7 protein-coding genes are annotated in these 13,855 nt (G+C 45.9%); 1 reads left to right on the forward strand and 6 read right to left on the reverse strand.

What is annotated here, in order from left to right:
• Positions 1-526 precede the first annotated feature (526 nt).
• Positions 527-4,192 carry a YhgE/Pip domain-containing protein gene (locus LI091_RS14495; RefSeq protein WP_256163937.1) on the forward strand — a complete coding sequence of 1,222 codons (3,666 nt, stop codon included), beginning with the start codon at positions 527-529 and terminating at the stop codon, positions 4,190-4,192.
• Positions 4,193-4,859: 667 nt separating this feature from the next.
• On the opposite strand, the gene LI091_RS14500 is transcribed toward LI091_RS14495, so the two are convergent.
• The 6 genes from LI091_RS14500 to mnmG form a co-directional block, all read right to left on the reverse strand.
• A complete protein-coding gene (locus LI091_RS14500) occupies positions 4,860-6,416 on the reverse strand; it encodes a DUF4340 domain-containing protein (RefSeq protein WP_227573947.1) in 1,557 nt (518 codons plus the stop codon).
• Positions 6,416-7,945 (reverse strand): GldG family protein, encoded by a 1,530-nt coding sequence (locus LI091_RS14505; RefSeq protein ID WP_173740566.1) that lies wholly within the window; start codon positions 7,943-7,945, stop codon positions 6,416-6,418. Before LI091_RS14505 ends, LI091_RS14500 begins: the two co-directional genes overlap by 1 nt.
• A 13-nt stretch (positions 7,946-7,958) precedes the next feature.
• Positions 7,959-8,822, reverse strand: a complete 864-nt coding sequence (locus tag LI091_RS14510) for an ABC transporter permease (protein WP_015526545.1) — start codon at positions 8,820-8,822, stop codon at positions 7,959-7,961.
• A complete protein-coding gene (locus tag LI091_RS14515; RefSeq protein WP_021651032.1) occupies positions 8,819-9,889 on the reverse strand; it encodes an ABC transporter ATP-binding protein in 1,071 nt (356 codons plus the stop codon). The genes LI091_RS14510 and LI091_RS14515 overlap by 4 nt, the downstream gene beginning before the upstream one ends.
• Positions 9,890-10,192: 303 nt before the next feature.
• Positions 10,193-10,912 carry a 16S rRNA (guanine(527)-N(7))-methyltransferase RsmG gene (rsmG, locus tag LI091_RS14520; protein WP_059086520.1) on the reverse strand — a complete coding sequence of 240 codons (720 nt, stop codon included), beginning with the start codon at positions 10,910-10,912 and terminating at the stop codon, positions 10,193-10,195.
• 45 nt (positions 10,913-10,957) lie between these two features.
• A complete protein-coding gene (gene mnmG / locus LI091_RS14525) occupies positions 10,958-12,847 on the reverse strand; it encodes a tRNA uridine-5-carboxymethylaminomethyl(34) synthesis enzyme MnmG (RefSeq protein WP_173740567.1) in 1,890 nt (629 codons plus the stop codon).
• Positions 12,848-13,855 lie beyond the last annotated feature (1,008 nt).

The raw sequence follows: 13,855 nt of genomic DNA on the forward strand, positions 1-13,855 counted from the left end.
TGTCACTTACGATACTCTGCAACTGTCATACAATGATAATGCATCCTTCAAACGAATAAAAGCATTCGCTTTCTCTACGCCGATCTGTATGATACCAGATATCTGCTGTTGTTAAGAATTGACAAGATTAAAATTGTTAACGACGCCGGCCTACACGATACCAGATATCTGCTGCATATTTGTGTTGAAACATAGGAATCCTGTCTGCATTTAATATTACCAACTGCACATAAATTCAAAGGAAATAACGTACTTTTTGTCTATTATGCAGTTTTTTATTTGTAATAGACACTTCCATTATTTCCGTCTATTAATATACATTCAGTAAAGATTTAATGGTTGTATCTGTGGTATGTGTTTAGTATAATACATCACGTAAAGAAAATCAACACTTTGTTTGATAATGGAATATAAAGCTATTAATAGATTTTAATATGATTAATAGATCTCGTCGCCATTACTGGAATAAAGTTTGATTAATCAACTATGTTTGATAATACAATTTAATAAGAAAGGGATAGGTAATATGATCAAAAACGAATGGAAAAGCTTACTTCGTAACAAGCTCATGCTTATCGTCGTAATCGCCATTATCGTAATCCCGATCATCTATGCAGGTCTGTTTCTGAAATCCATGTGGGATCCTTACGGAAACGTAGACAGCCTGCCAGTGGCCGTGGTAAACGAAGACAAACCTGTCGAGTATAATGGCAAGACCTTAAGCATAGGTAAGGACATGACGGATGAGCTGAAAGACAACGACTCAATGGCATTTAACATTGTAGACAGCAAGACAGCAGAGGACGGTCTGGCCAATGGAACCTATTACATGGTTATCAAAATTCCGGAAAATTTCTCCGCAAACGCAGCCACTGTAATGGACAACGAGCCAAAGCAAATGGAGCTATCCTATGAGACAAACCCTGGAACCAACTATATCGCCTCCAAGCTCAGTGAAACAGCAATGCTGAAGCTTCGTGATAACATTGCTTCCAAGGTTACGGAAACCTATACAGAAACCGTTTTTGATTCTATCTCAGAAGCAGGTGACGGAATGCAGGAAGCTGCAGACGGATCCGGAAAGATCGAAGACGGACTGAATACAGCAGCTGATGGTAACAAAACAATTACCAAAAACCTTAAGAAGCTTTCCACCAGTACTCTTACTTTCGTAAGCGGTGCTGACAGTCTCACCGAAGGTCTTAAGACCTACACCGATGGTGTTGCAAAGGTTAACGATGGTGCAAAGAGCCTGGACGATGGTGCAGATCAGCTGAACAGCGGCGTTGCAACCCTCACAGAAAAGGTTCCTGAGCTGACAACCGGTGTGGATACTCTGGATAAAGGTGTTCAGCAGTACACCGCTGGTGTGGATGAGCTTAATAAAAATTCTGATGCACTGAAATCCGGTGCAAGCAGCCTGGAATCCGGTGCAAACCAGCTGAACAGCGGCGTTGCAGCTCTGACAGAAAAGGTTCCTGAGCTGACAACCGGTGTAGATACTCTGGATGAAGGTGTTCAGCAGTACACCGCTGGTGTGGATGAGCTTAATAAAAATTCTGATACGCTGAAATCCGGCGCAAGCAGCCTGGAATCCGGTGCAAATGCATTAAGTGCAGGTATTGATACTCTTTCCGACGGAGCAACACAGTATGTAGCTGGTGCTGACACTCTTGCAGATGGAACTACCACCTATGTGGCTGGTGCTGGCAAACTCGCAGCCGGTGCCAAAGAGCTTGCAAAACTTGAAGACGGACTCACAACAGTTTCCAATGGTATCTCTCAGCTGAATACCGGTGTTACCAAAGGAACCGATGACTCACAGTCACTGATATCCGGAACACAGCAGCTGGAAAACGGACTGAAAGCCCTGAACGATAAGGTTTCTGCTCTGAAAGAGGGAACAACACAGGAATCCATCAACAAGCTTGCAGCCGGCCTTACTTCCGCAAAGGATGGTATGGACACAGCCGCAGCTGGTATGAACAGTGCTGCAGCTGGTATGAACAATGCGGCAGACGGAATCAACAACGCAGCCGGATATATCACTCAGGCCGCAGGTATCACAAGTCAGACCAGCAGCAGTATCACAGACAGTCTGATCCCTGCTCTCCAGAATGCAGGCACACAGTTCTCACAGGTAGGTGATCAGGTCAGCAACATCCTTACAGGATACGGACAGCAGACAACGGAGGCACTTACTGATGCAAATACCAAGATCGGTACTGCCGGACAGACAATGACCGATTTAGCAGCACAGCTTCAGGCGATTCAGGCAACCGCTTCTGAGGACGGAACCATTTCCGCAGCAGCTCTGAATGATGTGATCAACGCTTTAAACAGCGTAGCCGGTGGAATGACTGGCGTGGACGGTTCTTACATGAGCAGCTATTCTGATCAGGTTTCACAGCTTGCAGCTGGTGTATCCGGTCAGCTCTCTTCTACTCAGGAAAATCTGAATGCTGTTGCTTCCAAGCTTAACGAAGCAGCTTCCGGACTGACTCAGATCTCCGGAGGACTGACTCAGGGTGCCGGCACACTTTCTGAGGGTGCAACAACCATGACAGATGGTGCAAACCAGATGAGTGCAGGTGCAACAACCATGAGCGCAGGTGCAGAGCAGTTATCTGCAGCTACAAGTCAGCTTCCTACAGATCTGATCGCTCAGCTTTCTGCAGGTGTTACCCAGCTGTATCAGGGTGCACAGGCTGTAAACACAGGAACCAAGAACGTTTCCGCAGGACTTCAGTCTCTGGAAGACGGCACAGTCGAAGCCTTCCCGGCTGCAGCAGCAGGAATCAAAGCTCTGAACGATGGATTTGACCAACTGACATCTTATGATAAGCAGCTCAACGATGGTGCAAAGAATCTGAAAACAGCCGGCAAACAGATCACTGGCGCACTTCCGGATATCAAATCCGGTGCAGGTCAGCTGGCAGATGGTTCTAAGGCACTGACAGATGGAATCACAACTTACACCGATGGTATTGCTAAGCTTTCCGAAAACAGTGCTGCTCTTACAGACGGCACCAAGAAACTGGCAACAGGAGCCAATGCTCTTTCCAGCGGTGCTACTACTCTTGCAGATGGAACAAAAGCATTAGCCGATGGTTCCGGAACACTGACAACCGGAATCACAACCTACACCGATGGTGTTGCTAAGCTTTCCGAAAACAGCTCCGCTCTTACAGACGGTACCAAAAAGCTCTCAACAGGAGCCAAAACCCTTTCCAGCGGTGCTACTACTCTTGCAAACGGTACTAAGACATTAGCAAACGGTACCTCAACACTTCTCAGCGGTACCGAGAAGCTTGTAAGCAACAACAGCACACTTAACAATGGTGCAAAACAGCTTGCAGATGGCGCTGCCCAGATCCAGAGCGGTTCCTCTCAGCTGTATGATGGCTCCAAGAAGCTTGGAAGCGGTATGAAAGAACTGAAAGACGGTTCCAAGACACTGACCACAAGCCTCAGCGATGGAGCTACCACTGTAAAAGACAATTCAGCAAGTGATGAAACGATCAAAATGTTCGCAACTCCTGTTGTAAACGATGAAACAAAACTTACCGATGTCCCGAATAACGGACACGCAATGGCACCTTACATGATGTCTGTAGGCCTCTGGGTCGGCGCACTGGCATTCTGCCTGATGTATCCTCTGGCTCAGTATAAGGGCAAACTGAAATCCGGTTTCGCATGGTGGGCAAGCAAGGCTTCCGTCCTTTATCCGGTAGCGATCCTTCAGGGAATCTGCCTGATCCTGCTGTTACGTGCATTTAACGGATTCACACCTGCAGAGATGGGCAAAACCGTACTCTTCGCCTGCCTGACATCAATGACCTTTACCTCTATCATGTACTTCTTCAACATTACTCTTGGTAAAGTAGGAAGCTTCCTGATGCTGGTATTCATGGTCGTTCAGCTTGCAGGATCTGCCGGAACTTATCCGGTTGAGGTTTCACCTTCATTCGTTGCAAAGATCCATGCATACGTTCCGTTTACTTATACGGTCGACGCATTCCGTGCAACGATCAGCGGTGGCCGAAGCATTACCACTTCCATCATTGTAATGGTTGCACTGTTAGTGATCTTCACGATCCTGACGATCCTTCAGTTCAATCACATGACCAAGAGAAAGAAAGCAGAAAAAGTTGTTCTCTTCGACTGGCTGGAAGAAAGAGGTCTTGCATAATACTTAGTTACTGACAGAAGCTCCCCCGAACCTTCTGTTAGATATAGAAAAATTAAAACTGTACAGTTGCTCAGATGAGCTTCTGTACAGTTTTTTTATATTGTCCTCGTCAATTCTCCACGCTATAATTATAGCAGTTATAGAAAATCAAGCTCGCCAGTACACCGTGCCTGACCTATGCAGCAGATTTCAGTTCAGAAACACTCCTGTCAGATTCAGAAGAAGCGGCAATATGACTTCTCAGATCTACTCACAAACCGGAGCTCTTTCTGACTGCAAGCCTGCGGTTTTCAATGGAAAAGCAACCTGGTATGCATCTAATCCACTGACCGCAAAAACAGACGGAATCATCACCTATGCTACACCATTTACTGTCTTCAGGGTAAAACCTGGAAAGCTATCGGCAATACAAAAAATACAACCTACACCGATAAAAAGCCAGGCACCGCAACCAAATACCGTATCCGTGCATACCGCATCACAAACGGTAAAAAAATATACGGACCTTATTCATCTGTAAGGACCGTAAAATAACAGCAACATAAAAACACCCCGGAAAATCCTGATCTGTGTGGTGTCTCCGAATATCTGATCATCAAACGGATATTCGGAGATCACCTTATTATTTACGGATCTCCGAGGTGTTTTTATTTATTTTCTTAATATTTTATTTTTCCGCCTCAGCTGTTGGTGTTGCTGTGGCTTCTGTCTCTGTTTCACCGTTTACCATGGTTTCATATGCATTGAACATTTCTTTTACTGTCATTTTGTTTACAAGAAATACCTTGTCTCCAACGACAGCTGCATAATAGTTTGTGTCATATGTGTAGAAGGTAACGGTTGTCTGGTTCTTGTCAGAGTCTGTGAATACAGCGGTCATCTCCGGGTCTGCAGCTGGTGTATAAGCGTCTGTCAGTCTCTTCTGTCCTGCCATGTTTATCAGCTTGTTGTAGAAGGTGGTAAAGGTTGTACTTTCTATTTCCTTACCATCCAGCTGATAGGTTGTTGTTTCTTTTTCGTTTCCGTCATCATCTGTGGATGTTTCACGTGAAACATTTACAGTACTTGTTGTTTCACCGTAAGTAACCTGGAGCTGATCCAGATTTTTTACAGACAGATAATTGACGATCAGTGACCAGAGATCTGACGGCGTCTTGTCAATAACTGCACTCAATGTATCTGTTGACATTGTATAGATCTGTTTGTTATCTACCGTTACATATCTGCTGCCATCTCCTGCCTCATCACCAACGTAAATGACAAGCTGTTTATCCACTGTGGTTGTCTTGCTGTCTGCATCTTCTGAGCTGCTGTCCGTGTCAGTAGTGTCGCTGCTCTCAGAATCGCTCTCAGAGGCCATAGAATCGTTTTCTCCGGATTCTGTACTGTCTGTGCTGTCATTCTTCACCTCTTCCTGATAATCCACTGCAATCGTCGCATAGGGCTTATCAAGGCCATACTGGGAAAGATCCTCTGCATTGTAGTTTACAAACTGGTCAAATGCAAAGCTTCCAAGTCCGGAGGTTACGTTTCCTGCTGCCGTTGTATCGGCAGACTCTTTATCGCTGCTTCCGTCACCGGAAACATCCCAGGTAGTTCCGTCGGAATTTTCTTCCAAGACATAGGAATCTTTATCCTCGCTGACCTGGACCTTTTTCACTGTGGAAGAATCAATTGTCGGGAAATCTTCTCCCTGTGCATAATCGTAAAGGGAATCCATAAACGGAGACACTGTGTCCGCTGCCACTACATATACCGTGCTGTCATCATCATCCCTGGAAATGTAATACTGATTCGTAGACGTATTCTCATCTCCGATGTTGAGTTTCGTTGTCCCATCAGCGGTATCAACAGTTACCGTGTTAGATGGGGAATCCAGTCCATATTCCGTAAGATCCTCCACATCCTCCAGGACTCTGTCCGCTTCCACCTTTTCGATGGCGGAAGCTGCGGAATCCAGAGTTGTCTGATTTACAGGAAAAGCAGTCTCATCCTTTTTCACCCAGGAATCATCTTTTTTCTCAAAGGTCACTTCCTTCTTGTCTACGATAAATTCCAGGGATTTAATGTCATCCGTTTTCACGGAAAACACTTCTGTTTTGCTTTCCTCTTCGCTGCTCTCTGTCTTTTCTTCTTTGGATACGTAGGTGTTCAGTCCCACATAAACGCCGCCGAGAACTGCCAGAACAACAACTGCTGAAACAAGTTTGGTCGATTTTTTCATTATGCTTTTCTCCTCTTAAACCAGATCAGGAATCCTGCAACAAGGAACACTCCCGGGATCAGACCAATGGTACAGATCTTCCAGAAGGCTGCATCATAATCGGTTACTGTCAGGCTTGTGGACTCAAGGCTCTTGGATGGAATAGAAACGGAATTGCTGTCGTCTGTGCTGGTCATCCAGTTTAAGGACTCCAGAAGGAGCTTTTCATTTCCGCCGGATACCATCTGGTTTACCTGGCTCTCCATCAGATTTGCTGTGGAGTAGTAAACGATCTGTGTTTCCTTATCATCATCCAGTTTCTCAGTGATAGCAACACCAAGATCAAACGGTCCGTCTACATCTCCGTCTTCCTTTTCGATATTGCTGCTCTGCATATTTGTTTTGGAGTAAGCCTTGTCAGAGGTTGTCAGGATACTGTCGATGGTTACGGTATCTCTTACATCATCTGTTTTCTGAATGCCCTGTGCATACGGTGCCAGTACGTAGGAGCCTGCAGAAGCTGTCTCAGAGCTTGCATCTGTGCTGTTGACTGTTGGTACAAGATAATATGGCATCTGCATTCCATAATGCTGATTATCACCCTCAAATACGATTCCCTCTGCACACTTTACACCATAGTTTTCAAGAACCGCATCAAAGTTCGGCAGATCATCCTGTGTATAATCCGAGAAGATCATAGCTTTTCCGCCTGCCTCCAGATAATCCAGGAGCTCTGTTTTTTCTTCCTCGGAAATATCGCTGGTCGGAGATACGATCATCAGGCAGTCTGCATCATCCGGAACCTTTCCCTCTGTGAGAAGGTTCAGCTCCTTAATATCAATGTTTGCTTTCTGGATATCTTCTTTAAAGCTGGAATCCAGATCTTTTTCTCCGTGTCCGGATAAGGTGTACATGATCGGAAGATCCTCGGATGTTACATAACCGATCGCACTTGTGATCTGTCCTTCTCCATCAAATCCGGTAGTAGTCTGCTGCCAGGTATTATAGTCTACTGAAGAGGAATACATATCGTTGTAATTGATAACCTTGTTTCTGTCGCCGCAGACTACGATCAGGCTGTTTGACGCAAGATCATCGGTTGTATATTCCGATGCAAATTTCGGATTTACAACAGGGTCTTTTACCTCAACTTTAATATGCTTGGACTCATCTTTATAACGTGAAAGCAGATTGGAGATCGTGTCGTCCTCAGAACCGCTTGCCGCGATCTGATAAATGGTAACATCCTTATCCAGTGCCTTCAGTACCTTCTTTGTTTCATCACCGATGGTGTAAAGCTTGGATGAGCTTACATCCAGCTGTGAATATTTGGATGGGATCGCACCGACGATCATATTGATCACAACCACGATCACGATAAAGACTGCTGCCATAGCCATGCTGTAGGAACCATTTTTGATATGTTTTTTGCTGATGGTGCCTACCAGCTTTTTCGGATCCGGTTTATGTTTCTTTTTGCCGGAGTCCTGTGCGGTCTCCGGTACGGCTGCCTCGCCTTTATTTTTCTTAAATTTCTCACTGAATTTCATTTCCATTCACCCCCTAGTTCCAGCGTCTCTTCTGAATGGACTGCATGGTAAGGAACAGGCAGATCGCAATAACAGAAATAAAATAAACGATTCCTGTCACGTCAAACACGCCTTTTGTAAAATTATCATAATGTCCGCTCAGGTTAAATACGTTCAGTACCTTCTGGATACCACCCTGGAAAATACTGGATTTTACAACGTATACGATCACAAGGGCAATCTCTCCCACAGCTCCGATCACTACAGAGATCAGGACATTTTTGATCATAGTATAAATGATGATCGCGATCGCCACGATCAGAAGTCCGAATGCCACTGCAGTTGACATGGAGGTCTGTGAAAAGAATGAGGAAATTCCGTTCATCATATAGAAGGCGAACAGGAATACAAACGTAAGTACGGCTGCAATTACCTGGCTTTCTGTAAGCGCTGACATAAATACACCGATCGCCAGATTCGCGCATCCCAGAAGGAAAAATCCCAGGATTCCGGTGTATGCGGAAGCATAGGAAATCGTTCCGAACTTACTCATGATCAGAGGATAAACGCACATGATCACGACCGGAATGGCAAACACAGCTACCAGTGCAAGATATTTTCCAAATACGATATCCCATACAGATACCGGTGCGGTCAGAAGAAGCTGATCCGTTTTCTGCTTGCGCTCTTCTGCAAGTACGCGCATGGAAAGGATCGGCACACCGATCAGGAACACAAAGGTCAGTGCACTTAAGGTAGTTTCAAATTTTGAATAGCCGCCTGAAAGCTGATATGCGGAAAAATAAATTCCGGTCAGCACCAGGACAAAAAATATGAAGAGATATCCAACCATGGAGGTCAGATAGCTTTTCAGTTCTCTTTTAAAAATCGCTGTCATGACTGATCCCCCTCTTTCTCATCAGAAGCCTTCTCTGGTTCCCCGTTTTTTTCTTCCTGAGTTTTTTCTTCTTCCGATGATCTGTCTTCTACCGGTTTCCACTGTGAGCTTTCCGGTTTTCCGGCGGATTTTTTCTCTCCTTCGGTAAGCTCAAGGAATACATCCTCAAGGGAAACTCTCTTAACCTGCATCTCGTAGATTGGACAGTTCGCTTTTGCCATAGCGTAGAAGACTTTTTCACGGATGTCCACATTTTCCTGAATGGAAAGTTTTGTTTTCCACAATTTTTCATCGCTGTCATAGGACATTTCCACTCCGGTTACGCCTTCGATCGTTTCCAGAGCTTTTCGAATCGTGTCTTTCTCGCCTTTTACCTTCATAAGGAGGCTGTTGGAGCCTGCTGCCAGACGTTCCAGATTATCCGGTGTATCGCTGGCTACCAGCTTTCCATGGGAAATGATCAGAACATAATCACACACTGCTCTTACCTCGGAAAGGATATGGGAGCTTAGGATAACCGTGTGCTTCTGCTTCAGGCCTTTGATCAGGTCACGGATCTCGATGATCTGCTTCGGGTCAAGTCCTACTGTCGGCTCATCCAGGATGATCACTTCAGGATATCCTAGGATTGCCTGTGCAAGACCCACTCTCTGGCGATAACCTTTGGAAAGGTTTTTGATCAGACGGTCTTTCATGTCTGTGATCTTTACCATATCCATGACTTCTTTTATCTGCTTGTCTTTTTGGTTTCTTGGGATTTTTTTCAGATCAGCCGCAAATTTCATGTACTCAAGAACAGTCATGTCAAAATAGAGCGGCGGCATTTCCGGCAGATAGCCGATACATTTCTTGGCTGCCTCCGGTTCCTCCAGAATATCATGACCATCGATCATCACTTTTCCTTCTGTGGAAGCAATGTATCCTGTGATCATGTTCATAGTTGTTGATTTTCCTGCACCGTTGGGGCCCAGGAATCCGTAAATTTTCCCCTTTTCGATCTGAAAGGAAAGATGGTCAACTGCAGTATGATCACCATACTTTTTGACCAGATTACTTACTTCGATCACTTTACTCTCCTCCTTTTATTCTCAGGGAAATACTTTTTTTAATTATCGATTTCCCATTTTATAAGATGCCAGAGGCAAAAGGTCCTGAAACTGAAGCCCTTGACTCTGGCGTCTTTTCAATACCAATAGAAAATGCCCCTGGATGAAACAGAGAATGGGGGAAATCCAGGGGCATCTCTATCGGATTATAGTGTAAAAGTAATTTGTGATAAAAGTAGGATAAATTTGTGATAATTTTGTGAAACTCCCGGACAAAAAAATCTCCTGTCGGACAGATTTTGACTTTGTTCGACAGGAGGTAACTTATGCCAGTGGCTCTCTGAGCGGTGTTCCGGCTTTTCTCGGATATTTGCCTGGGGTGTTCTTTACCTTCTCGATAATGACCAGGGAGCGGCCAATCTCAGATCCCGGAAGGTCAAAGTACTGAATATCCCTGATCTTTCCACCAAGGATCTTTACTGCTTTCTCTGCTGCTTCTGCTTCTTCCTTTACAGAACCGGATTTATAGGAGACAAAAAGCCCTCCGACTTTTACATACGGGAGACAGTATTCAGACAGGGTTGCAAGTCCGGATACTGCTCTGGATACGCAGAGATCATATTTTTCTCTGTAGGCTTTGTTTTTTGCATATTCTTCAGCTCTTCCGTGAATGGCGGAAATCCCCTCCAGGCCCAGGAGCGCAAAGGTTTCTTCCAGGAATTTTACTCTTTTATTGAGGGAGTCCAGAAGGCAGGCTTCCACCTCCGGGAAGGCGATCTTCAGGGGAACACCCGGGAATCCGGCGCCGGTTCCGATGTCCATAACGGTTTTTATCTTACCCATATCTACAGCCTTGACGCAGCAGAGGCTGTCCAGGAAATGTTTCACGAGAACCTCGTCAAATTCTGTGATACCGGTGAGGTTCATGACTTTGTTTTTTTCTACAAGATATTCGTAGAATCGGATAAACTGGTTTTTCTGCGTGTCACTGAGTGTGATTCCAAGCTCCTCGCAGCCTTTTTCCAGGATTTCTAAATTGTACATGCAGCTTCCTCTCTTATTTTCTGTGTTTTATTGTTATTCGTTGTATTATCCGTGTTTATGTCCGGATCTGCTTTCCAGATATACAAGAAGCACGGAAATGTCAGCCGGGGATACACCGGAGATACGGGACGCCTGACCGATGGACACCGGTCTGTAGGCTTCCAGCTTCTGGCGTGCCTCAATGCGGAGGCTTCCTACATCTTCGTAATTAATGTCTTCCGGAAGCTTTTTCTGCTCCAGTTTCTTAAACTGCTCTACCTGCTTCATCTGGCGGCGGATGTAGCCATCATATTTGATGTTGATCTCTACCTGCTCACATACATCTTCCGGAAGCTCCGGTCTTTCTTTATCGATGGGTGCAAGCACCTTATAGTTAAGCTCCGGCCGACGGATCAGCTCTGCAATGGTGGTTCCGGATTTCAGAAGGGTACTGTTCAGAGATTCCAGAAGGCTCTGTACCTCTGCAGAACCACCTACAGTTGCATGTTCCACTCTCTCGATCTCTTCCTGGATCCGGCGCTCTTTTTCCTGTAATTTATGGTATGTCTCATCATCAATCAGGCCGACCTCCCAGCCTTTTTTGCGAAGACGAAGATCTGCGTTGTCCTGGCGGAGGAGCAGACGGTACTCAGCACGGCTTGTCATCATTCGGTACGGCTCATGGTTCTCCTTTGTTACCAGATCATCGATGAGAACGCCGATATATGCCTCTGAGCGGTCCAAAATCAGCTGTTCCCGACCTTTTACCTCCATAGCTGCATTAATTCCCGCTATGAGGCCCTGAGCGGCTGCTTCCTCATATCCGGAGCTTCCGTTAAACTGTCCGCCGCTGAAAAGGCCCTTGATCTTTTTGAATTCCAGTGTGGGATAGAGCTGGCGCGGATTGATGCAGTCATACTCAATAGCGTAAGCATTTTTTACGATCCTGGCGTTCTCCAGACCCGGTACGGAATGGTACATCTCGTACTGAACATCCTCCGGCAGGGAGCTGGACATTCCGCCGATGTACATTTCATTTGTGTAAAGACCTTCCGGTTCGATAAATACCTGATGGCGTTTTTTGTCTGCAAAACGAACTACTTTATCCTCAATGGACGGACAGTAACGTGGTCCGGTTCCTTCGATCATTCCGGAATAAAGGGGGGATCTGTCCAGATTTGCACGGATGATCTCGTGTGTTTTTTCGTTTGTATAGGTCAGCCAGCAGGATTTCTGCTCGATCTGTACAGATTCCGGGTCTGTGGAAAAAGAGAACGGTACGACTCTTTCATCTCCGAACTGCTCTTCCATCTTAGAATAATCAATGGTGTTTCCGGCGATTCTGGCCGGAGTTCCTGTTTTGAAGCGGAACATTTCGATCCCCAGCTTTTTCAGGGAATCCGTAAGGTAATTGGCTGCCTGAAGGCCGTTCGGTCCTGTATAGTTGCTGACGTCGCCGTAAATGCAGCGGGCCTTGAGGTAGGTTCCTGTACAGAGGACTACAGCTTTTGCGTGGTAGGTGGCTCCTGAGAAGGTTTTTACACCGGTGATGTGCCCGTCTTCTACCAGAAGCTCGGTCACTTCACCCTGGCGGATGGTTAAGTTCTCTGTATTTTCCAGTGTCTTTCTCATTTCTGTGCTGTAGGCCTGTTTATCGGCCTGTGCACGAAGGGAATGGACTGCAGGGCCTTTGGACTGGTTGAGCATTTTGGACTGGATGAAGGTTTTGTCTATGTTTTTACCCATTTCCCCACCGAGAGCATCCAGCTCACGGACGAGATGCCCTTTGGAGCTGCCGCCTACATTGGGGTTGCAGGGCATAAGGGCGATGCTGTCTACGCTGACTGTGAACATGACTGTGTTGAGCCCTAAGCGGGCGCATGCCAGTGATGCTTCGCAGCCTGCGTGGCCGGCGCCTACTACTATGATGTCGAAAAACTGTTCCAGATTTTTCATGCTTTTTCTCCTTTATTTTTTCTCTTATTCTTTTTCTTTATTTTTCTTTGTGATTTTCTTTTTCTTTGTTTATTGTGTGGTTGGTTTTTGGTTTTAGTTTTGATTTCTTGGCAGAGGGCCTGGTTTTTTTGCTTTGAGAAGCTGTGGAAAACCGCAAAGGGGCCGTAAAGCCACGGCCCCTCTGCACACCCCTCGGGCTTTTTTTTAGGAGTTCTTGGGTTGTGGTGTGGGGTACGGTGTTGACTTTTGTCTGTATGCTTCGGTATTGGATGCGGAACGTTGTGCCGAGGGGGTTGCAGTGGAACTGTAATGAGGTTCTCGACGTGCGATGCACGTCTGCGGAATTCTGCAATCCATGTGGCGTACAGCAGGGAGCCGCAATCTATGCGGCATATGCGGCCGAGGTTCCACAACCCATGCGGCATATACAGCCGGAGTTCCGCAATCTATGCGGTATATACGGCGGGGTCTCCGCAATCTATATTATGCAACAATATATCCTACAGAAATATACAAAGTTCCGTTTGATACATTTCGGCTCAGTGTCGAATTGCCGATACAGAAGCATACAGACACAAGTTAGTTTCTTTCAGCTTTCCACAATCGCTGCACTATATAAAAAAAGGCCCAGGGGTGTGCAGAGGGGCGCGGCCTTGTGCCCCTTTGCGGTTTTCTCACATTCCAATGTGATCTACCCTCTGCGGGCTTCCACAGTCTATGTGCCATACAGCCGGAGTTCCGCAATCTATGCGGTATATACGGCCGGGTCTCCGCAATCTATATTATGCAACAATATATCCTACAGAAATATACAAAGTTCCGTTTGATACATTTCGGCTCAGTGTTGAATTGCCGATACAGAAGCATACAGGCACAAGTTAGTTTCTTTCAGCTTTCCACAATCGTCGCACTATATAAAAAAGGCCCAGGGGTGTGCAGAGGGGCGCGGCCTTGTGCCCCTTTGCGGTTTTCTCACATTCCAATGTGATCTACCCTCTGCGGGCTTCC

Source organism: Blautia sp. MSK20_18, assembly GCF_020553125.1.
GTDB lineage: Bacteria > Bacillota > Clostridia > Lachnospirales > Lachnospiraceae > Blautia_A > Blautia_A fusiformis.

What these genes read in the sequence shown, in the direction of transcription:
- LI091_RS14495 (WP_256163937.1), top strand. Translation starts at nt 527, where the DNA reads ATGATCAAAAACGAATGGAAAAGCTTACTTCGTAACAAGCTCATGCTT.
- LI091_RS14500 (WP_227573947.1), bottom strand. Translation starts at nt 6,416, where the DNA reads ATGAAAAAATCGACCAAACTTGTTTCAGCAGTTGTTGTTCTGGCAGTT.
- LI091_RS14505 (WP_173740566.1), bottom strand. Translation starts at nt 7,945, where the DNA reads ATGAAATTCAGTGAGAAATTTAAGAAAAATAAAGGCGAGGCAGCCGTA.
- LI091_RS14510 (WP_015526545.1), bottom strand. Translation starts at nt 8,822, where the DNA reads ATGACAGCGATTTTTAAAAGAGAACTGAAAAGCTATCTGACCTCCATG.
- rsmG (WP_059086520.1), bottom strand. Translation starts at nt 10,912, where the DNA reads ATGTACAATTTAGAAATCCTGGAAAAAGGCTGCGAGGAGCTTGGAATC.
- mnmG (WP_173740567.1), bottom strand. Translation starts at nt 12,847, where the DNA reads ATGAAAAATCTGGAACAGTTTTTCGACATCATAGTAGTAGGCGCCGGC.